Origin of the sequence: Paraburkholderia sp. J7, assembly GCF_905220155.1 — a bacterium.
GTDB lineage: Bacteria > Pseudomonadota > Gammaproteobacteria > Burkholderiales > Burkholderiaceae > Paraburkholderia.
Genome location: NZ_CAJMYZ010000017.1, coordinates 134,946 through 154,732, shown reverse-complemented (window position 1 = coordinate 154,732; position 19,787 = coordinate 134,946). Strand labels below are relative to the sequence as shown.

Annotated in this window: 20 protein-coding genes and 2 pseudogenes; 9 read left to right on the top strand and 13 right to left on the bottom strand. The window is 64.3% G+C overall.

From position 1 onward, the window contains the following. Positions 1-33 precede the first annotated feature (33 nt). From U5A58_RS26275 to U5A58_RS26265, 3 genes are all read right to left on the bottom strand, one after another. The gene (locus tag U5A58_RS26275) at positions 34-861 is read right to left on the bottom strand and encodes a potassium channel family protein (RefSeq protein WP_321915669.1); all 828 of its coding nucleotides are present in this window, start codon (positions 859-861) and stop codon (positions 34-36) included. 65 nt (positions 862-926) lie between these two features. Beyond that, positions 927-1,694, bottom strand: a complete 768-nt coding sequence (gene ppk2 / locus U5A58_RS26270) for a polyphosphate kinase 2 (protein ID WP_321963606.1) — start codon at positions 1,692-1,694, stop codon at positions 927-929. Between the two features lie 106 nt (positions 1,695-1,800). Continuing rightward, complete coding sequence (locus U5A58_RS26265) at positions 1,801-2,832, bottom strand: hypothetical protein (protein WP_321915671.1); 1,032 nt, start codon at positions 2,830-2,832, stop codon at positions 1,801-1,803. Between the two features lie 426 nt (positions 2,833-3,258). Between U5A58_RS26265 and U5A58_RS26260 the strand changes: the two genes are divergently transcribed. From U5A58_RS26260 to U5A58_RS26245, 4 genes are all read left to right on the top strand, one after another. After that, positions 3,259-4,083, top strand: coding sequence for an NAD(P)-binding protein (locus U5A58_RS26260; protein ID WP_321915672.1), 825 nt, complete (start codon positions 3,259-3,261; stop codon positions 4,081-4,083). Further along, complete coding sequence (locus U5A58_RS26255) at positions 4,080-4,919, top strand: universal stress protein (protein ID WP_321963598.1); 840 nt, start codon at positions 4,080-4,082, stop codon at positions 4,917-4,919. Before U5A58_RS26260 ends, U5A58_RS26255 begins: the two co-directional genes overlap by 4 nt. A 45-nt stretch (positions 4,920-4,964) precedes the next feature. Then, positions 4,965-5,684, top strand: a complete 720-nt coding sequence (locus U5A58_RS26250) for a Bax inhibitor-1/YccA family protein (RefSeq protein WP_321915674.1) — start codon at positions 4,965-4,967, stop codon at positions 5,682-5,684. A gap of 556 nt (positions 5,685-6,240) precedes the next feature. Next, a complete protein-coding gene (locus U5A58_RS26245; RefSeq protein WP_321915675.1) occupies positions 6,241-6,918 on the top strand; it encodes a lipocalin family protein in 678 nt (225 codons plus the stop codon). Between the two features lie 146 nt (positions 6,919-7,064). On the opposite strand, the gene U5A58_RS26240 is transcribed toward U5A58_RS26245, so the two are convergent. Continuing rightward, positions 7,065-7,256, bottom strand: coding sequence for a DUF2964 family protein (locus tag U5A58_RS26240; RefSeq protein WP_321915676.1), 192 nt, complete (start codon positions 7,254-7,256; stop codon positions 7,065-7,067). Between the two features lie 327 nt (positions 7,257-7,583). Here U5A58_RS26240 and U5A58_RS26235 point away from each other — a divergent pair, with 327 nt between their 5' ends. After that, positions 7,584-8,084 carry a universal stress protein gene (locus U5A58_RS26235; protein WP_321915677.1) on the top strand — a complete coding sequence of 167 codons (501 nt, stop codon included), beginning with the start codon at positions 7,584-7,586 and terminating at the stop codon, positions 8,082-8,084. 37 nt (positions 8,085-8,121) lie between these two features. On the opposite strand, the gene U5A58_RS26230 is transcribed toward U5A58_RS26235, so the two are convergent. After that, positions 8,122-9,423 (bottom strand): divalent metal cation transporter, encoded by a 1,302-nt coding sequence (locus U5A58_RS26230; protein ID WP_321915678.1) that lies wholly within the window; start codon positions 9,421-9,423, stop codon positions 8,122-8,124. Between the two features lie 51 nt (positions 9,424-9,474). Next, positions 9,475-9,717, bottom strand: a complete 243-nt coding sequence (locus tag U5A58_RS26225) for a hypothetical protein (protein ID WP_321915679.1) — start codon at positions 9,715-9,717, stop codon at positions 9,475-9,477. Positions 9,718-10,564: 847 nt separating this feature from the next. Between U5A58_RS26225 and U5A58_RS26220 the strand changes: the two are divergent. The 4 genes and pseudogenes from U5A58_RS26220 to U5A58_RS26205 form a co-directional block, all read left to right on the top strand. Next, a pseudogene (locus U5A58_RS26220) lies at positions 10,565-10,759 on the top strand (hypothetical protein); the annotation flags it as partial. A gap of 27 nt (positions 10,760-10,786) precedes the next feature. Further along, positions 10,787-12,052, top strand: a complete 1,266-nt coding sequence (phaZ, locus tag U5A58_RS26215) for a polyhydroxyalkanoate depolymerase (RefSeq protein ID WP_321915680.1) — start codon at positions 10,787-10,789, stop codon at positions 12,050-12,052. 115 nt (positions 12,053-12,167) lie between these two features. Then, on the top strand, positions 12,168-12,968 hold the full coding sequence (locus tag U5A58_RS26210; protein WP_321915681.1) for an ATP-binding cassette domain-containing protein: 801 nt from the start codon (positions 12,168-12,170) through the stop codon (positions 12,966-12,968). Further along, positions 12,925-13,785 carry an ABC transporter permease gene (locus U5A58_RS26205; protein WP_321915682.1) on the top strand — a complete coding sequence of 287 codons (861 nt, stop codon included), beginning with the start codon at positions 12,925-12,927 and terminating at the stop codon, positions 13,783-13,785. The genes U5A58_RS26210 and U5A58_RS26205 overlap by 44 nt, the downstream gene beginning before the upstream one ends. Positions 13,786-13,862: 77 nt before the next feature. On the opposite strand, the gene U5A58_RS26200 is transcribed toward U5A58_RS26205, so the two are convergent. From U5A58_RS26200 to U5A58_RS26170, 7 genes and pseudogenes are all read right to left on the bottom strand, one after another. Next, complete coding sequence (locus U5A58_RS26200) at positions 13,863-14,825, bottom strand: acetyltransferase (RefSeq protein ID WP_321963597.1); 963 nt, start codon at positions 14,823-14,825, stop codon at positions 13,863-13,865. Positions 14,826-14,860: 35 nt separating this feature from the next. Next, the gene (locus tag U5A58_RS26195; RefSeq protein ID WP_321915684.1) at positions 14,861-17,176 is read right to left on the bottom strand and encodes an FAD-dependent oxidoreductase; all 2,316 of its coding nucleotides are present in this window, start codon (positions 17,174-17,176) and stop codon (positions 14,861-14,863) included. Positions 17,177-17,196: 20 nt separating this feature from the next. After that, a complete protein-coding gene (locus U5A58_RS26190; protein WP_321915685.1) occupies positions 17,197-17,721 on the bottom strand; it encodes a flavodoxin family protein in 525 nt (174 codons plus the stop codon). A 172-nt stretch (positions 17,722-17,893) separates the two neighbouring features. Continuing rightward, positions 17,894-18,211, bottom strand: a pseudogene (locus U5A58_RS26185) (CBS domain-containing protein); the annotation flags it as partial. Then, complete coding sequence (locus tag U5A58_RS26180; protein WP_321915686.1) at positions 18,208-18,438, bottom strand: hypothetical protein; 231 nt, start codon at positions 18,436-18,438, stop codon at positions 18,208-18,210. The gene U5A58_RS26180 and the pseudogene U5A58_RS26185, both read right to left, overlap by 4 nt. Positions 18,439-18,454: 16 nt before the next feature. Next, the gene (locus U5A58_RS26175) at positions 18,455-19,105 is read right to left on the bottom strand and encodes a BON domain-containing protein (RefSeq protein WP_321915729.1); all 651 of its coding nucleotides are present in this window, start codon (positions 19,103-19,105) and stop codon (positions 18,455-18,457) included. Between the two features lie 37 nt (positions 19,106-19,142). Continuing rightward, positions 19,143-19,748, bottom strand: a complete 606-nt coding sequence (locus tag U5A58_RS26170; RefSeq protein ID WP_321915687.1) for an NAD(P)H-dependent oxidoreductase — start codon at positions 19,746-19,748, stop codon at positions 19,143-19,145. Between the last annotated feature and the right edge of the window lie 39 nt (positions 19,749-19,787).

Sequence of the window (19,787 nt, the reverse complement as noted above, 5' to 3'; positions counted from 1 at the left end):
AATCAAGTACGACGAGCAAGGCCAGCCCCGCTGTCATGCCGCCCTGTGGCCACCGCCCTGCGAACCGCTGTGCGCGGACGCGGGCCGATCGCGCAGCCCTTCGAGTTCGCGATGCAGCAATAGAATTTCCGCATGCAGCGCCTTGATATCCCGATGCATCTCGCGCCTGAGCCGCCGCTCCTCCTTGCCGATGATCCAGGCGGCGATACCCGCAAATGCCAGCGAAAGCATCCCGTAGCCGAGCAACACGACGAACACGGCAAAAACACGCGAGGCGGGCGTTGTAGGCGCGTAGTCGCCGTAGCCGACGGTGGCGCTGCTTTCGAAAGCGAGCCACAACCCTTCCGCGTAGCTGTGCACATGCGGCTCCAACGCGTAAAAACCCGCACCGCCCAGCAACACGACAATCGCGCCCACGAGCGGCAGCAGCACAAGCCGGTTTGGCTCGAAATACGCACGCAGCGCAAAGACGATACGTAGCGCGATCATCCCCATGAACGCGAGTCTGAGCGCCCATTCAAGCGAAGACCAGGGATTCGCTCCGCCGATCATGCTGACGAGCGCGCCACAAGCGATCGCTACATCGAATGCATTGCGATCCAGAAACCGTGTGGGTTGTCGGCTTGACCAGGCCGTTCGCGCAATGGCGCCCGCACACGCCGCCGCCATGCCGCCGTACAGCGCCCGGGCGGTCAGGAGCATGGAATTCGAAGTCGCGAGGAGTTCGAGATAGAAGGCCGGTATGGCAATCAGGCAGCCCGCAAGCAAAATCCAGCGGGCGTGTGACCACGCGTGAAGCGCTGCCGCTCCGTCGTGTGAATCGACTCCACCGAGTCCTGCCTTGTGCCAGCCGACACTCATTTGCCCTGTTCCTCTTCATGCAAGACCTGGCGTGCTCCCGCTCGCTTTAGCGCTCAGAACGCCGGTCAGAACCGCTCCTCAATGAAGCGAAACGGGTAATCCGGATCCTTATACCCCACCGCCATATCCCGTTCAGGCAGCGTCACCTTGGCGCGCGGCACCGGCTTGTAGGGAATTCTGCTCAGCAAGTCGCTGATGAGATTGAGCCTCGCACGCTTCTTGCTGTTCGAGTTCACGACCAACCATGGCGAACACTCCGTGTCCGTTGCGGCGAACATGTCATCGCGCGCTTTCGAGTACGCGTACCAGCAGCGATAGGACTTCAGATCCATGGCCGAAAGCTTCCATATCTTGCGCTCGTCGTGAATGCGCGCCTCCAGACGCCGCGTCTGTTCCTCCTGGCTCACTTCGAGCCAATACTTGAGCAGGATCACCCCGGAATCGATGATTGCCTTTTCGACGAGCGGCACATCTTTCAGGAACGCCTTGACCTGCTTGTCCGTGCAAAACCCCATGACCCGCTCGACACCCGCGCGGTTGTACCAGCTGCGGTCAAAGATCACCACTTCCCCCGCAGCCGGCAGATGCGGAAGGTAACGCTGCACATACATCTGGGACTTTTCGCGCTCTGTCGGCGCCGGCAAGGCGATCACCCGAAAGATGCGCGGACTCACGCGCTCGGTGATCGCCTTGATGGCCCCGCCCTTGCCCGCGCCGTCGCGCCCTTCAAAGACGATGCAGATCTTCGCCCCCGTGTGCACAGCCCACTGTTGAAGCTTCACGAGTTCCACGTGCAGTCGCGCAAGCTCCTTCACATAGTCCTTGTTGCGCAGGGTGCCGCTCTCGTCGCGTTGTGCACCAGCGGCTCGTTTTGCTTTTCGTGGGCCGACCACGCACTTGCCGCATGGCGCGTCGCGTGAATGTCTCCTCGCTCGAAAATCAGATGAGCGGGCGGTTTGCCTGATCGGCCAGGCGCGGCGCGGGCAGCAGGTCGCGTCGTGCAAAGCGGATGAGATCGAAGGCCTTGTATTGCGCGGGCAACGCCGGAATGCGCGCCACACGCAGATCCAGCACATGCGCAGGCGCCGACGACGTTGCGTCGACGACCACGTTCATTGCGTCGAGCCGCACCTGTCGGATCGTCACATCCATGTGCGCAGCGGGATCGTCCAGCACCTCGCCGATCTGTTCGAGCTCTTTTTGCAGCGCGTCGCTGCGCAGACCCAGCTTCGCAAGATGCTGTGCGTTCTCCTCGATCTGGGCCTTCAGCCGCGCTCGTTCTGCAGGGTCGGCGCTCGCCGCGCTTCCCACCACCAGCCCCATCCCTACGCCCTGTCGTTCGAGCAGGTGCAGCCGCGTTTTCAGGAGCGCGCGTTCCTGTTCGAGTGCGTCGCGTCGCGCGGTGGAGGCTGCGATGCGCGAAAGCCCTTCCAACGCAAGCTGTTCGAGCATGCGCAGCACGATTTCCCGCCTGAGCCTCGCGTCCGTGGCCCCGCAGATGCGTACCTGGTGGTCCGTGAAGCTGACGGTGGTGCGCACCGCATCCATGCGCACCATCTCGCCTTCCTGCTTTGCACCCAGCGTGCTTCGTTCAAGCATTGCCATGCCCAGCACCGCGAACGCCTCGTCCGCGCCGGGATTCTCCTCGAAGAAGCGTCGCAGATCTTCCGGACGGCTCAATGCCTGCGCCACGTCGTCCGGCGCAGCAAAATAAGCGTGGATACAAGGATCCGACGACCAGGTCTCGCGACTGGCTTTGCGCGCCGGCGGCAACTTGCCGATCAGATCGTTCAGATGGTGCAGCGAATCGCGCACAGCGCGCGATAGCCGCCGCTCGAATCCGGCAGCAAGGCGCAACGGTGGGTCCAGCCTGATGACGCGTTCAATTCCTTCGCGTATTAGCTCGCTGTCAATCGCGTCGTCCTCAGTGCCCGCCTCCTTGCGAGGCGTCAACCAGCTCAATATGCCCATGTCAGCGATCTCTCAAACGTGCAATGGCAATCGGATCAGGAAAGTACAGAGCGCTTGTGTGCCCAGTTTTCCCACTGGCGGCGCACGCTCCTCTCATTGCAGAGACATTAGCGAAGGAAATATTGTTAATGATTGACCTGGATCACATCCCCGAGAACGCGATTTCTATGTGCGCTTCATAAGCGGCACGAACAATGGCGGTATGCGACAACCAGGTCGCTCATTTCGTCAGACGAGCAAGAACCCCCACTGGGCCGCTCATCCTCCGGACGGCTTGTGGTGCTGACCTCCAACCGGTGCTTGACCTATATCAATCTGGGCTTCGCCGGCGGCCCTAGCCTTCACACAGGCTCCGCGATTTCTGAGCTGGGGGACGGCGCGACCGGGCTTCCTTTCCAAATCTGCACTGCTTGACGCGAAGCCGCGTTGAGCACGCCTGAAGAAGCCGATATGTGGATCTACCGTGTCAACGAACCGCGCCTCGGCGCGGTTCGCGTGCGTGAATGGCGTCGTCGTGCCCGGCACGCCATTGTCATGCTCGTGCTGCTGCTCGCGGCCGCCACCGCGGGCCTCATGTTGCTGGACCAGTCCGCGGCCCCTCTTCATACGCGCCTGTTCAATGCGCTGTGGGACGCGGCCAACCTGACGACGACGCTCGGAGACTTTTCGGATTTCGACGAGCGCCAGAAGATTTTTATACTCGCGGCCATGTTCGTGACAATGTTCGTCGCTGCGTTTGCGGTATCGAAGTTGACCGGGATTCTGTCCGGCGACGATGTGATCGCATACAGGGAGAATCGAGCCATGGAACGACAATTCGAACGGCTTGCCGGACATATCGTGGTCGTGGGCTACCGCTCGCTCGGGCAACGCATCAGCGCGAAACTCCGTGAGGCGGGTGAAACCGTCCTGGTGCTCGTAGCCGACGCGTCACTCGCTGACAAGGCCGCGGAACGCGGCAACCTCGTCATCCTGGGTGCCCCCGACGCATTTGACGACGGACTCCGGCGCGCCCGGCTCGACAGCGCGAAAGCACTCGTTGCGACGAGCCCCGACGGCGACGCCAATCTGGCCATCACGCTATTGGCGAATTCGCTGAACCGGTCGCTGCCGATCATCGTCCCTGGCGAAAACAACTTGAGAAAGACACTGCTGGAGAATGCCGGCGCGACCGCGGTTGTCATTGGCGATGAGATTCTCGCGAACGCATTGATCGGAAAACTCAGTGCTCACGCGGAGACCGCGCCATGACCTACAAGACCATGATGGTCCACCTTGACACCAGCAGAGGCACCCAAACCCGGCTCTCGTTCGCGCTAAAGCTCGCCCACAAATTCGACGCCCATCTCGACGGCGTGTTTGCCATGTTCGATCCGCATCCGGTGGGGTTCTACGCGATGACGGGCGCAGCCGACTTGTACAACGCTCATCGCACATTCCTGGCGCAAAAGCGCCGTGAAGTAGAAGGGCTGTTTCGTGCGGAACTGACCCGTGCCCAGGTGCCGGGCGGATGGAATGCACCGGACGGTTATCCCGTTACCACGGTCCTGCAGCGCGGCAGAACGTCTGACCTTGTGGTCCTCGGGCAATCCCGACCGCAGGACCCCGAATCCTGCGTGGCCGATAATTTTCTGGAGACGGTTCTGCTGGGTGCCGGCAGCCCTGTTCTTTTGATACCGGAAACCGGCTACTTCGAGGCGGTCGGCGACCACGTGCTGATCGGCTGGAACGGCAGCCGCGAATCCGCACGCGCCATTCACGACGCGATTCCATTTATCGCGCGGGCGGCGCATGTGACGGTCGCCGCCATTTCCACGGTGTTCAAGCCGGGGCCGACCGAAGCATCATGCGCCGACTTCGTGAGGATGCTCAGGCGACACACTACGTGCCCAGTGGACGTTGCCCGCTTCGAACGACCGTTGACGGTATCGACGGGTGACGCGCTGCTCAAATTCGCAATCGATGGCGAATATGACCTGCTCGTCACCGGCGCCTACGGTCACGCCCGGTTTCAGGAGTTCGTCCTGGGCGGCGTCACGCGCGCGATCCTTGCTTCGATGGCGCTACCGGTATTGATGTCTCATTGACCGGCCGTGCTCTAATGGGTCGCCGCCCACGAAAGGAGATGGACGATGGGAAATGACTTCGCTGGCCGCACGGGGCCAGGAAACTTGCCACGCGGGTGGGAGCAAGGCGATTGCGGCCTCAGGCGCCACTTGCTGCGCGTCTACAACTACATGGCCGGTGGCCTCGTGCTGACCGGCGTCATGGCCTATGTCGGGGCAGTGAGCGGAGTCTATGTCTCCATCGCCGCAACCCCCCTCTTCTGGATCGTTCTGCTCGCGCCGCTGGCCGTGGTCGCATTGTTGAGCTGGCGGATCGAGCGCATGACCGAGGCCGCGGCGCAGACAGGGTTCTGGGCCTATGCCGCCCTGGTCGGCCTGTCACTTTCCGGCATATTTCTTGTCTACACCGGGGAGAGCATCGCGCGCGTGTTCGTGATCGCTGCCGCTACCTACGCCGCAACGAGTGTCTACGGTTACACCACGCGAGCGGACCTTTCACGCTTCGGCTCGTTTCTGTTCATGGGGCTGCTCGGCATCGTGACCGCAGGTCTCGTGAACCTTTTCCTCGCTTCCACTGCACTGCAGTTCACCGTTTCCGTGATCGGCGTGCTTGTTTTCACAGCTCTCACCGCATACGACACGCAGCGAATCAGGAACCTGTATGTCGCGGACGAAGACGATGTCATCGCTGGCAAGACGGCTATCATTGGCGCGCTCGCGCTCTATCTCGACTTTCTCAACCTATTTCTGATGCTGCTACGCCTGTTGGGTTATCGGCGACGCTAGGCCTCTCTCATGCGCAAGGCCGCGGTGATCAAGGAGTGCCTCGTAAAACACGTCCGCCACATACTTTCCGCGGCGGTGCAGCGGGCTATAACGACTACCCCAGTCTGGCCGCACAGCACGCGCTCACATGACAATGCGCTACACGATTGACCTGGATCAGTTCATGCGCCGCGATCTGATCCATCCTGATACCAAGCGCCACGTTTCTGCGCATTCAAGCGGTCCCGGCAGCGGCAAGTTACGGGAACGCGCGTTCGCTGGCCGCGTGGGGCCTGACATGCCTGAGCACCGAAGGATGCACCCGTCACACTGTGCTCGAAGCGCGGTTGTGAGGCGGTCCTTCCGCTTAAGACGTGCGGCCCGGCCATGAGACACGCGTACCGATCGGGCCTGCAACCGCGTCGCGGAGACCCACCAGACGGTAGTCCGATCGTGAAACGTGGCGCCCCCTTCTTTTCGGAACCCGCCGTGTGCGTATCGTGCGCGGTGGCCGCTGAGTGTGCATTGCACCTCGCGCGGCCGACCTTCCTCGCGCAACGGCCACGATCGCAATACGATGCCAACGCACAGCGAATCTTCAGGCGAGCGAAGCATTGCCGGCACCGCAGCCGGGTCCAATGCCGGTACCGGCTATCTCCTGCGCGTTGCGGCAATAACAGGACTCGCTTTTCTCCTTGCGGCTTGCGCAACCCAAAGCACGGGCAACGCTCCGCAAGCGATCTTCGAAAAAACGCCGCCGCCGGTGCTGCAAGCCGTGCCGGTCGACCTGACGCGTTACATGGGGCGCTGGTACACCATTGCCACCGTGCCGTACTTGAACGAACGTGAGTACGTTGGCAGCTACGCGGACTGGGAACTGCGCCCGGATGGCAGGATCGACGACAACTACTACGGCAGGCGCTACGGCTTCGACCAGCCGTTGACCGGCGGCACACTGGTCGCGCACACCGTGCCAGGCAGCGGCGGCGGGAAATGGCGAGTCACGATCTTGTGGCCGTTCGATGTGGTCGTCCTCACGGTCTACGTGGACCCCGACTACCGCTACACCGTGCGCTGCGCAGAGGATGGCAGCCCGATCTGGATTCTGTCCCGTACGCCGGACATGGATGACGACGTGTACGCCAGCCTGGTACGCCGGCTTGCCGCAATGGGTATCCACACTGAAGGCCTGCGGCGCGTTCCGCAACACCCCGAACAGGTTGGTTTGCCGGGATTCATGGCGCCCAGCCAATAGCGCGAGTCAAGCGCGAACGGGGCGCTGCCGCGCGGCTATTTCCCTTCGACCATGATCACCTTGCATTCAGACGTTCCGACGTTCTGCACAGAACGCTTAAACATGGACGCGATCCGAAGTGCAGACCGCCGGCCGGGCGCGGCTGGCTATGCATGGTCGGTCGGGCCGGGATTGAGCAGCACGACGAAGCCAGCCACACCGGAAATCAGCATTGCGGCCCCATAGCGAAACTTCGCCCAGGCGTCGAACACGAGACCGTCGAGAACCAGATAGAGCCCAACTAGCGCAGCGAAGACGGCAATCGCGGCGAGCGCGATCCTGAATTCCGAGCGGATCATGATTTACCCTCTTTCACACGGGAACTGTGGGAGAAAAGTGCCGGGCATCTCGCTCTCCGGTTAGAACGTACCGATCTACGCAGCCAGGTACGACTGCACGTCTGGCACAGGCAAACCCATTTTCGGGCGCGCGAACGCCTGCCGGTTGATATACGTCAAGCACCAACTTGCGCGCGGCGACAAGATTCCTGGCATGCATTGCGCCCCGGCCGTGTGCGACGGAACTGCATGTCGGCACGTCTGACGGGTCACGCTCGATCCTCGCTCACGCTTGCCTGGCGCAGCGAGCAACCGCACTACCCACCCGCATTGAGTCAGGAGGACACCATGTATTCTCGAATCCTTGTCCCGCTCGACGGTAGCGAGACGGCCTGCGCCGCGCTCGATGCCGCCATGGATCTCGCTCACGCTACCGGCGCAGAACTCCAGCCGCTTTACGTGATCGACATCCCCGTTATCGTGTACGAGGTACCGGGCTTTGATCCGTCCGTCGCGCGGGATGCGTTCATCGAACAAGGCCGCATCGTCTGCACCGATGCTCAGGCGCGCATGACAAGCGAGGGGGTAACCGGCACGCCCCGTACGGCCGAAGTCGAACTGGGTGCCGAAGACGTCGCGGAGTGCATCGAGCGGGTCGCCGCAAACTGGCATGCAGACCTGATCGTCATGGGCACCCACGGTCGGCGTGGCGTGCGTCGGCTGATGCTCGGCAGCGTAGCGGAGCGCGTGCTGCGCCTCGCCCGTCGCCCCGTGCTCCTCGTGCCGTTGCGGGCGGCGCAGCTGCAGCATGAAACGCCAGCGAATCGCGCGGCGACCGTGTCGGCCTGACTCGCCTCGCGAGCGAGCGCGCCGACCACGGCATCCGCTAACGCGGAATGAACATTGAGAGGGCCGCGACGCCCATCACGGCGGTCGCGGCCCAACCGAGCGCGAGCACCGGCCGGCTTGCGGTGAACGGACCCATGACCGTGCGTTTCGACACGAGGACGATGACCACGACCATGAGCGGCACGGCGACCATTCCATTGATGACCGCACTCCAGAACAGCGCGCGCATGGGGCTGATTGGCGAGTACTGCAGGGCGAGCGCAACGAGCACGCTCACCGCGATGATGCCGTAGAAGCCGCGCGCGTCGGCCACACGGCGCTCGAGTCCCTCCTTCCACCCCACCGCCTCGGAGAGCGCGTAGGCCCCCGATCCGGCAAGCACAGGCACGCTGATCAGCCCGACTGCGAAAATGCCCACCGCGAAGAGGAGATACGCGAAGTCGCCGGCAAGCGGGCGCAGCGCGCTCGCTGCCTGTCCCGCCGTGTTGATGTCGGTTACGCCGGCGATATGCAGCGTCACACCCGTGGCGAGAATGATGAACCATGCCGTGATGTCCGAATAGAACATGCCGCTCCACGTATCCCAACGAATGCGCCGCAATTCGGTGGAAGCGGCACCGGGATCGGTCACGAGCGGCGCACTATCGCGTTTTGCCTGCATGTCCTCGACTTCTTCGGATGCCTGCCAGAAAAACAGGTACGGGCTAATGGTGGTGCCGAACACGCCGAGCACAACGGCCGCCGAAGACGCATCGGGCGTGAAGTGCGGCCACACGGTGCGTAGTGCCACTTGTCGCCAGGGCACGTGAACCGTAAATAGCACTGCGGCGTAGGCGAGCAGCGAAAGCGTCAGCCACTTCAGGAAGAACACGTAGCGGTGATAAGGCACGAACACCTGAAGCAGCAGCGTCGCCAGAACGAAGGATGTCGTCATCAGGCGGCGGTCGACGCCGGTCACCAGTTCAGCGGCTTCGCCCAAGGCGGCCACGTCGGCTGCGATGTTGAGCGTATTGGCGGCGAGCAGCAGCGCCACCACGCTGTAAAGCACGATCGGTGGAAACACGGCCTTGATGTTGGCGGCCAGCCCCTCGCCCGTAACACTGCCGAGATTGGCGCACATTGACTGAACCGCCGCCATCAACGGGAAGGCGAGCGGCATCGTCCACAGCATGCCAAGACCAAACTGCGCGCCAGCCTGGGAATACGCGGCAATGCCACTGGGGTCGTCGTCCGCCACACCGGTGATCAACCCCGGCCCGACCCGCGCGAGCGGGTGTTCCTTCAGGCGGCCGAGCCATTGCATCAAGATGTCGGACCGTGTCCTGCTTTCGACGTGCATCGGTTCTCCTCGGCCATTTCGTGCCGCGAATGGCGTACGACGTGTGTGATCTCAGCGCAGATCGTATTCACGCATCATTTGGGCGATCACCGCCTTCAAAGGCGCCATGCACTCCTGCGCAATCCCGCGAAACTCGTCGATGACCCAATTGCAGCCACCGTTCTCCACCGGATCGACTCTGCGCGGAATCGGGATCTCACAATCACGGCACCTATCGCCGAGATCCGCGTTTTCCTGAACTCGGCGCAGTATCTCCGTGCGGATTTTTTCAGCTGTATCAACGTTCTTGATCATGTCTACCTTCATCGGTCCACGAGCGTGTCTTTCTCGATATTTCACGGATGGGAAAGCGACGCGAGGCGTAGCCGCTCCGCCACCTGCTGCTCCATTCTTTCCCTGCGGAGACCCGGAGCGTTGATGCACGTCAATCGACACGCCCCTTCCCGGGATAAGGTTGGCCTACATGCAGGGTCTGGACGTCAAGCGAAGCCGCGGCGATTGAATTGATGCAGGTCAAGCGCTCGCCTGCTTCCCGGCGGTCGAATGACATCGAACGCCGACACGGCCGCGCTCGAAATGGCTACAGCAAACACGGAGAACGCACCATGAGCCGTGGATGGCGATGCAGTTTCCTTCTTGGCGCGGCGGCGCTCGCAATAGCCACGGCAGGCACGCCACAAGTGCAGGCTGAGCCAGGCGACAAAACCGCGCCGAACGCCGAGTCCGCGAACGCGTTTTCCGGCACCAGCGTCAAGCATGCGAAAGCGGTCGTCATGCCAATCGACACCGGACGCAACAGCATCACCCTGCTCGAAGGCAATGGCGAGTCGTACGAAGTGATGGTCGACCGCAATATCGGCAATGTCGGGAACCTGCAACTCGGCGACATGGTGTCCGCAACGTTCAGCCGTGCGCTGCTGCTACGCGCCGACAAGTCCAGTTCGAGTGGCATTCGCGAGCGCATCGACAAAGGGTACGCAACGGGCCCGTCCTTGCGGTCGTCACTGTCCATGTACCGCGTCGAAGCGGTGACGACCGCGGTTGAGGTCGATCGCGACAAACGCCTGCTCACCCTGCGCGGCCCAACACGCACGGTCGTGTTGCAGGCATCGTCCGACAGCCTGCTCGACGGCCTGATCATGGTGTTCTGGTTTCGATCGACTCCGACGCGCATCGCGTGGCCGAACTCGACAATTTGCGCTACGGCGTCAACCAGGCACGCCGTGGATGGCTGGGAAAACCTGACGTGCTGAACACGCGCTCGCTTGCGAGGCTGCGGCCGCTGCTTGCACGTACGATGCGCTCGTGTGTTCACGAAATCCCGGAAAGTCGGTAATCGGGATCGGATGGTCCGAGGCCAACAATGTGGTACGCCCTTCTCGAACAACAGCGTGAATGGCTGCGTGCATGGCGCGCCGCGGCGCAGTACGCGCGCCATGCGTGCGAGGCGTGGCCTGCGCCGCCGCTCGCGCATGCCGCCTCGTCCTGCTATGCGGATCTGTTCGAACCCCTGCTCGGCCTCGTGGAGGAGCCGCCGCCGTTTGCGATCCGCTCGATCGCGATCGATGGGCGCCATTGCGAAGTTGACGAACGTATCGTCGCGCATACGCCGTTCTGCGACCTGCGGCGGTTTGCGCGCGCGCGGTCCGCGCGCACCGTCCTGCTGTGCACGCCGCTGGCCGGCCACGCGGCCGTCATGATGCGGGAGACCGTTGAGACGCTGCTTGCCGACGGCGACGTCTACCTCACCGACTGGATCAATGCACGCGACGTACCGCTGTCCGCCGGCCGTTTCGGCCTCGAAGAATACGTGGCGATGCTCGACGCCTTCATCGACACGCTTGCGCGGGACTCCCGGCCCCTGCATATCGTGGCCGTGTGCCAGTCCACGTTTCCTGCGCTCGGCGCGCTGGCGCTGCGCGCGCAACGCGCTTGTGCGCCGCCCGCGAGCGTCGCGCTGATAGGCGGCCCGCTCGACGCGCGCGTCAATCCGAGCACGCTCGGCATCGCGGCCGCATCGCATTCGCTCGACTGGTGCCAGCGCCACCTGATCGATATCGTACCGGCCGCGTTCGCCGGGCATGGCCGGCGCGTGTTTCCAACCTACCTGCAGCGGGCCGAGATCGCGATCGTCTACCCGCATCGCTATGTGGCGCTGGTCGACCGCTATGCAAAGGCCACCGCGCACGGCGACGCCGGCGCGCTCGCCGAGGCACGCCGCGCATTGATCGAGTACACCGCGCTGCTCGACATGCCCGCCGAATATTTTCTCGATACCGTGGACATCGTGTTCCATCGCGCCATGCTCGCACAGCGCGCATGGCGTGTAGGCGGTACGATCGTCGACCCCGCCGCGCTGCGGGACCTCGAGTTGCTGACCGCCGAAGGCACGCGCGATGCCGTCACGGGCGCCGGACAAACGCATGCGGCTCTGCGGATGTGCAGTGGCATCGCGGCAGCAGCGCGCCAGCGGCTTGATGTAGAGGGTTGCGATCATTACGGACTCTTTACGGGCGATCGCTGGCGCGACGATGTGCATCCGGCGCTGCTGGCGCTGTTCATGCATGCGGAGGCGGCCCGGCTGCGGCAGCGCGCCATGCCGCGCAATTCCGGCGTCGTATCGGGGTGAGGCCGCACACGCGCCGCAGAGGTGGCTCGCGGTTGAGCCAGATCAACTGGCGCGCACCGGCGACTGCCACCATGCAAGCACCGTAGCCCTACACCGCCCGGCGCGCCAGCGAGCCATGTCCCCTCCCGTCATCGAAACCCACGCGCTTTGCCGCCGCTTCGGCGAGGTGACTGCGGTCGATGCGCTGACGCTTTCAGTCGACGCCGGCGAGACCTTCGGGCTCCTGGGCCGCAACGGCGCCGGCAAATCGACGGTCATCAAGATGCTCACCACCTTGCTGCCGCCAAGCGCCGGCTCGGCAACGGTATGCGGCTTCGACATCGTGCGCCAGTCCGCCCGCGTGCGGCAGATGATTGGTTACGTTCCGCAGGCCCTTTCCGCAGACGGCGATCTCACCGGCTACGAAAACCTGCTCGTGTTTGCCCAGCTCTACGATATTCCGCGCGCCGAGCGGGCCGAGCGTATTGGTCGCGCCCTTGCCTTCATGGGGTTGAAGGAAGCCGCGCACCGACTCGTGAAGACCTACTCGGGCGGCATGATCCGCCGGCTCGAAATTGCGCAGTCCACGCTGCACCGCCCGCGCGTGCTGTTCCTCGACGAGCCGACGGTCGGGCTCGATCCCGTCGCCCGGCAGTCGGTCTGGGAGCAGGTCGAGCGCCTGCAGTCGCGCTTTAACGCCGCGATCTTGCTCACCACGCACTACCTGGAGGAAGCCGAGCACTTGTGCCGGCGCGTCGCCATCATGAGCCGTGGGCGCGTGGCCGCCATCGGCACGCCTGCCGCGCTACGCGCAGCGATCGGTCCGAACGCGAGCTTCGAGGACGTGTTCGAGCACTACACGCGCGACGAGGCACCCCTCATCGGAGCTTACGATGAAGTCTCCCAGACCCGCCGAACCAGTCAACGCCTCGGGTGACCCGATGCAAGCCAGTGTGGGCGACGCGCCACGCGCGCCGCTGGTTTCGTTCGTGGCCAAGACCCTCGCGATCGGCGCGATGGAGGTGCGCAAGCTGCGCCATGATCCGACCGAACTGGCGACACGCGCGGTGCAGCCCGTTCTGTGGCTGCTTGTGTTCGGGCAGGTCATGAGCCGGGGCCGCGTGATCGACACGGGCGGCGCGCCCTATCTCGACTTCCTCACGCCGGGCATCCTCGCGCAAAGCGTGTTGTTCATCGCGATCTTCAACGGCATTTCGGTGATCTGGGAGCGCGATCTCGGTATCGTTCACAAACTGCTCGCCAGCCCCACGCCGCGCGCGGCGCTCGTGCTCGGCAAGTCGCTAGGCGGTGGCGTGCGCGCGCTCGTGCAGGCCGCGGTCGTCATGCTGCTTGCGCTCGCGATCGGCGTGCATTTGCGTGTCGGCCCGGTTTCGATAGCAGGCGTCGGGTTCTTCGTCGTGCTCGGGGCGGCGGTCTTTTCCAGCTTCTCGCTCATCATTGCCTGCATCGTGAAGACGCGCGAGCGCTTCATGGGCGTCGGACAGGTCCTCACGATGCCGCTCTTTTTCGCGAGCAATGCGATCTATCCGACCTCGTTGATGCCGCGCGCGCTGCAGATCGTCTCCGAGGCAAACCCGCTGAGCTATCAGGTCGACGCATTGCGGCGGCTATTGCTGCCGGGCTTTGCGAGCGTCGCAGGTCCAGGACTCGTCCTGGACGCCGGTGTGCTCGCGGCCACCCTTGTCGTGCTCGTCGCGGTGTGCGCGCGGCTCTACCCCGATCTGGCGCGCTGACGCCCGCACGCGCGCAGCCACGCATTGCGCGTGCGGCCAGAGGATCAAGCGTGCCGGTCACGTCGACCCACGCCGACTCACGCTGACATTTCGTATGCCTGATGAAACGCGGCAACGAACGCATCGAACGCCACGTAAGGCAAGCGGCCTATGCCTGCAGCCCCCGCGCGCCCCGCTCCGCCAAAACGGCGGCAAAAACTGTCCGCGCCAAATGCCGTCGCAAGTGGCGCGCGCACGCTCACGGTCCAATAGCCCTCGGCTGTGGGTGTGAGTACCGCATGCGCGCGCTGGGGGGCCGCCAGCGCAAGCTGATTCGCGAAGGCGCCACGCACCCGGCGCGCCCAGCGCTCGCCCGGCAGCGTAAAGACCTCGATACCCGCCGATGTTGCCGCCGGGCGCTGCGCGCACGCGAGTGTCAGGTCCTCGCGCCGCGCTTGCCCAAGCGTTGCGAGCAGCGGGCAGGCCCCGGCGAAGTCGAGCGGCTGCGCGTACGGCTCGAGCAGCGTGTAGAGCGCCGCAGGTTCAATCAGCAGATCGCCGATCGAGTCTCCGTAGCCCGCGTAATTCACGTTCTCACCCAGTTCGCGCAGGGTTGCTTCGTCGTCCGGATCGATGCCCGCGAGCTGTGCGAGCCGGTGGGCCGCGCCCGGCAGATTGTCGCCGAACGTCGCGGCAACCGCCCACGCGCGATAGCGCCCGCGCAACCGCCGGTCGACGAGGACGCTCGTGCAGACGTCGGACGCCGTATCGATATCCGTATGCAGCAACGGGTGCCGCGGCAATTCGCGGGCGACGTGATGGTCGATATAGTCGATCGTCACGCCGCGCGCCAGCAGCGCGAGTACGGCGGCGCGATTGGCATCGAAAGAGAGGTCGAGGGCAGTCACATGGTCGCCGGGGCTCGCGGTGACCCGCGCTAGCAGCGCGTTGTCGCGCTTTGGCCCCGTGATCAGCACCGCATTGCGCGGTGTTGCGAGGCGCAGTTGATGCAGCGCGAACAAACCGTCCGCGTCGCCGTTGCACACGTCGAAATATTGCATCGGGTGCCTCGCATGCTCGTGCGCGTTGGCGCGCGCTATTGGCACACCTCGTCTTCGTAGTCCGAGGCCGCCTGCCCCATGCGCAACTCAGGTTCGTCCAGGTCGAGCACCGCCAGCGCCGCCGCGCGGCCAAGCGCCTGCAGCGACGCGATCGACTCCGCCGAAAAATCGAAGTCGCGCGCAAACGTCGATCTGTCCAAGGCCGCGCCATCGAGCGATATACGGTGGATTTGGCCCGGCGCGTGGTTGCCCATCAGACGGATGTACTCGGGCGACTGCCGCACGCGCGCGGCAGCCGCAGCGTCGAGCTGGGCGGTGACACGCTCGACGAGATCGCGGAAGTCATTGGCGTTCTCTTCGAAGCGCAAATCGTTGCGCACGCGGTCTGCATAGACAATCTCGTCGCGGCGCAGCATCACCTCGAAGAGATTCGACGGCAGCGGCCGCGCCCCGGAAAACAGATCGACGACGAATACGCGTCCCGCGACCTGGCCGCAGCGCTCGATCACGAGGTCGAGCGGCGAGTTGCTGACGACGCCACCGTCCCAGTATGCGCGGCCCTCCACCGTCGTCCACGGCATGGCAGGCGGCAGGCTGCCGCTTGCGAGCAGATGCTCGGGCGTCAACCGGTCGACGTAGCTGTCGAAAATGCGCCGCTCGCCGCTTGCGACATCCACGGCGCCAAGCAGCAGGCGCGTCGGGCTCGCAGCCAGCGCATCGAAGTCGACGTAGCGTCGCAAGAGCGCGAGCATCGGCTGCGTGTCGTAGTAGCTCGTCCACCACGGCGAGATGCTGCCGATGCGAGGCGCCCCCATCCACCAGCGCGGGCGCATGAAATTCGGTACGCCAAAAAGCGCGAGATGCCAGGCCAGTTCGGTCTGTCGCAGATGCGCGCACGTGCGCGGCGCGGCGAGCCCCTCGATCGACAGGTCGCGCCAGAAGGCATTGAGCGCCGCCACCGCCTCGCCAGGATGGCTTGCGACGATTGCGCCGTTGAACGCGCCAATCGACACAGCCGATACGATGTCGGGGCGAACCCCCTGCGACTCCAGTGCACCGATCGCCCCGCTTTCGAACGCGCCGAGCGCACCGCCGCCCTGCAGGATAAGCACGGTCTGCGAAGGTAGCGCACCGAGACGCGAGTCCGCATGCGCCAGCACCGCGCCGCAGTTCGCGAGATTGCGCCGGTGGCGGATCATCTCTTCGGCGGCGACCGCGTCGTCGGCCGGCGCGCCGATCGAGAACATCGCCCGCAGCACATTGTGCTTCATGAATAACAGCAAATATGGCGGCCGCGCAAACTCGCCACGCTCGACAACTGCCTGCGCATCGGACGGGTCGCCGATAAAGTTATAGGGCACGTCGAAAACGTCCCCATAGAAGATCGAAACATCGCGGTACGGCATACGTGCGCCGCGCATGTTGCGAGCGGCGACGCGTCCCTGACGCACCGCATTGTCCCAGTGCTCGACACGCCGGCGCGCACCTCGCACCGCATCGGGGAAGTTCGCCACATCGCCCGCGGCATAGATGTCCGGGTCGGACGATTGCAGGCACTCGTCGACGATCACACCGTCGTTCAGCTCGAGGCCGCTGCCCGCAAGAAATCCGCAGTTCGGCTCCACGCCCGTCGCAACTACGGCCAGTTCACACGCGAGCGCGCGGCCGTCGCTGAGCACCGCGCCCGCGAGTGTGTCGTTGCCCGTAAAGCGCTCCACGGTGAGCCCGGTCAGCACCTCGATGCCGTGATCCGCGCAGAGTTGACTGAAATGCGCCGAGAGCAAGGGGGAATGCAATTGCGGCAGCATCTGCCCGCCGCGTTCGATGAGCGTGACCTCGAGGCCCAGCTCGCACAACGCCGCCGCGGCCTCGACGCCCACGAATCCCGCGCCGACCACAAGCGCCCGGCGTTTTCCCGCCGCGTCCGTTCGCAACGCCGCTGCGTCCCCGATATCGTGCAGGCCGTGCACGCCCGCAAGCGCGGCACCGGGAACATCGAGCACGTGCGGGGAGGCACCCGTCGCGATGAGCAGCTTCCCGTAGCCCACCGTGGTGCCATCTTCGAGCTGCACGAGGTGCGCGTCACGATCGAGCGCCACGGCCCGCGCGTGCAGCAGCACGGCAATGTTCTGTTTCTCGTAGAAGTCCGCCGGGTGTATGGTGACCCGCGCGGCACCGGCCTTGCCCGTGAGGAAGCCCTTTGTGAGCGGCGGCCGCCGGTACGGGAGCACGGGTTCGCCACACAGGATCGCGATGCTCGCACCCGGCTCCTCATGCCGCAACGAGCGAGCAGCGGTCACGCTCGCAATGCCGCCGCCTGCCAGCACATAATCGAAACGCTGCTCGCGCATACCTTGCTCCTAAGCACGGCTCATCTGGGCACCGCCTCATGCTCGTGCGCGGCGAGTGCGTCCTTGATCGCCAGCACGAAGCCGGAAACCTTCTCGACTGCCGCGTCGGTCTGCAAGTCTCGCGTGGAGATCGCACAGGTTGCAATCGGCGCACGCCGCGCGAGCTGCGCCATCTGCGCGAATGCCTCTTCACTGCCGCGGCCGCCCATCGTGCAAAAGAACGCCACCGTGCGCATCTGGTGCCAGTGCAGCGAGAGCCACGTCGCCACCGGCGTTGAAGCGCGCGCCGCCCATACCGGCGTACCGACCAGGATGACGTCGTAGTTGGCGAGCGTATGGCTCATCGGTTGCAGGTGCGCGGGGCGCTTGCGAACCACGTCGAGGATCGAAAGCAGGAAACCCAGGGGACCGGCACGGCGCCGGACTTCGACTTCGTACAGCCGTTCGTAATCCCCTTCGAGTTCGGCAGCGAGCCGCCCGGCAATCTCCGCCGTCGTCTCGCTGCGCGAATAGAAGACCACGAGTATGCGAGATGGTGCGTTCAAGGCGACCTCCATCATGTTTCACCGATGCAAACCACGAGCACAACGTGCGGCGCTTCACTTCGAGATGAGGCTGGCGCGCCGAAATGAGGCGCAGCTCGTCAAACAGGCTGGCGGCCGCGTGCATCAGATCGTCGAGCGAAACGATGCCGATCAGTTCGCCGCCTGCGCCGACCACGGGCAACCGGCGCACCCCATGAAGGCGCATTCGCCTGGCGAGCAGCCAGATATCGTCGCCGTCATCGGCGACCAGCGCAGGCGTCGACATCACGTCGCCGGCGTACAGCTTGTCCGCGGCCGCGTCAGGGCTCACCACCGCCAGCACGATGTCCCGATCGGTCAGCACACCAAGCGGCACGCGCACGCCCCCGTCATCTCGCACGACGACCAGATCGCCCGCGTGCAGCGCGCGCATTCTCGCCGCGGCTTCGACGATGGAGGTGTGCGGGTCGCAGGTGGCGACTTCACGTGTACACAGCGTGGCGGCGTTCATTGCACCTCCGTCCATACGGCAAGCAACTGTTCGCACGAGCCAGCGTGACGCCCCTCTTTACACACGAGCGCGAACGGGCCGTCCGCGCTCGTCGCGTGCAAGGGCTCGAAGTCCCGCACCAGCGCGTCGCCGAACCGGTGGACCAGAAGAACGGCGGTACAGACGACGGCCGCGGCCGTTACCACGCCGAACGCGAGGCGCTCGAATCGGCGGAAGAAGCGTTCCATGCGAGTGTTTCCTCGTTCATTCGACGTTCAGGAGGTCAACGATCGTATGCACGCCCGGCGTGGCTTTGGCCGCTCCGTAGACGAGCTTGCGCTCCGCGTGCGAGGCGACTTTGCCGCTCAAGGTGACCGTACTGCCATCGATCTTGATCTCGACATGTTTCGCCTCCCGCTCCCCGTGCCGACTGATCGCGGCGCGAATCCCCCGTGCGATGTCTTCTGCCGACGTTTCGCCGCGGATGCGTATTTTGTCGTTCACGGCCCTCACACCGCGCAAATGTGCGATCGCTTGCTGCGCGGCATGGCTCTGGTACCCCCAGTCACACTCGCCGAGCAACGTGACACAACCCTTTTCGACCTCCAATTGAACATCCTGATTGTTCAGGCCAACGGTCCATTCGAGGATCGAGCGCGCCGTGCCGGCGATCTCTTCATCGCTGCGTTCGTCGTGCCGAGGCAGGCGCACTTCCATCTCCACGACGATGCCGCGCACACCCGCAACCCGGGCGGCCGCCCGTTGCGCGGCGAGCTTCGCCGCGTAGCTCGCCGGATGGCCCGACAGCGTCACCAGGCCATTCGAGACCTCCACGCCGATCGTCGCCGGTTGGATAGACCGATCGCACGCGATCTCAATCTCGACTTCACGCTTCAATTCCATATCTGATTTCATTGCATTCGACTCCTGATTGCTTGCCGCTGCGGTTTCACTACGCCGGTACCGAAGCGAAATGCCCGCGCACAAATTCACGCACCCGCGCGAGGTTGGCGGAGGCCGTAGCGGGAGGCATTGCCGGCCCGACTTCGTCGAAGTGCAGGTGTCCGATCACGTCGAAACCGTACGCACGAAAAACATGCGTATCCTGCAACAGCTGCATCGCCTGCCACCGGCCGTCCGCCACGAACGAGGCCAGCGGCGCGGCCGAGACCGTCACCACGACGGCACGGCGTCCCGACAGCAAGCCGTGCACGCCGTCCGGCTGGGTCTCGTACGCGAAGCCGCGGCTGAACACGCGGTCGATATAGCCCTTCATCATCGCGGGCATCGCCATCCACCAGAGCGGATAGACGACCGTCACGACGTCTGCCGCGAGCACGTCTTTCTGCGCGATCACGACGTCGGCCATGCGAACCCGCACATCGCTTCCCTCGGTCAGCTCCTCGGCGGAGAGCACGGGATCGAACCCCATCCGGTACAGGTCATGAACGCGCACGTCATGGCCAATGCGGACCAGTTCGCCAACATAGTCACGCGTCACGTTCATCGTGAAGCTGTCTTCCACCGGGTGCGCGACCACGATCAGGTGTTTCTGCATGGCGGTAGCTCCTTCTAAAAAAACCGCAGCACGAACAGG

Coding starts and splice junctions, on each gene's coding strand:
- U5A58_RS26170 (WP_321915687.1), bottom strand. CDS start 19,748: ATGCAGAAACACCTGATCGTGGTCGCGCACCCGGTGGAAGACAGCTTC.
- U5A58_RS26180 (WP_321915686.1), bottom strand. CDS start 18,438: ATGGAACGCTTCTTCCGCCGATTCGAGCGCCTCGCGTTCGGCGTGGTA.
- U5A58_RS26210 (WP_321915681.1), top strand. CDS start 12,168: ATGTCCCCTCCCGTCATCGAAACCCACGCGCTTTGCCGCCGCTTCGGC.
- U5A58_RS26275 (WP_321915669.1), bottom strand. CDS start 861: ATGAGTGTCGGCTGGCACAAGGCAGGACTCGGTGGAGTCGATTCACAC.
- U5A58_RS26225 (WP_321915679.1), bottom strand. CDS start 9,717: ATGATCAAGAACGTTGATACAGCTGAAAAAATCCGCACGGAGATACTG.
- U5A58_RS26230 (WP_321915678.1), bottom strand. CDS start 9,423: ATGCACGTCGAAAGCAGGACACGGTCCGACATCTTGATGCAATGGCTC.
- U5A58_RS26175 (WP_321915729.1), bottom strand. CDS start 19,105: ATGAAATCAGATATGGAATTGAAGCGTGAAGTCGAGATTGAGATCGCG.
- U5A58_RS26235 (WP_321915677.1), top strand. CDS start 7,584: ATGTATTCTCGAATCCTTGTCCCGCTCGACGGTAGCGAGACGGCCTGC.
- U5A58_RS26250 (WP_321915674.1), top strand. CDS start 4,965: ATGGGAAATGACTTCGCTGGCCGCACGGGGCCAGGAAACTTGCCACGC.
- U5A58_RS26205 (WP_321915682.1), top strand. CDS start 12,925: ATGAAGTCTCCCAGACCCGCCGAACCAGTCAACGCCTCGGGTGACCCG.
- U5A58_RS26255 (WP_321963598.1), top strand. CDS start 4,080: ATGACCTACAAGACCATGATGGTCCACCTTGACACCAGCAGAGGCACC.
- U5A58_RS26265 (WP_321915671.1), bottom strand. CDS start 2,832: ATGGGCATATTGAGCTGGTTGACGCCTCGCAAGGAGGCGGGCACTGAG.
- phaZ (WP_321915680.1), top strand. CDS start 10,787: ATGTGGTACGCCCTTCTCGAACAACAGCGTGAATGGCTGCGTGCATGG.
- U5A58_RS26245 (WP_321915675.1), top strand. CDS start 6,241: ATGCCAACGCACAGCGAATCTTCAGGCGAGCGAAGCATTGCCGGCACC.
- U5A58_RS26200 (WP_321963597.1), bottom strand. CDS start 14,825: ATGCAATATTTCGACGTGTGCAACGGCGACGCGGACGGTTTGTTCGCG.
- U5A58_RS26240 (WP_321915676.1), bottom strand. CDS start 7,256: ATGATCCGCTCGGAATTCAGGATCGCGCTCGCCGCGATTGCCGTCTTC.
- U5A58_RS26195 (WP_321915684.1), bottom strand. CDS start 17,176: ATGCGCGAGCAGCGTTTCGATTATGTGCTGGCAGGCGGCGGCATTGCG.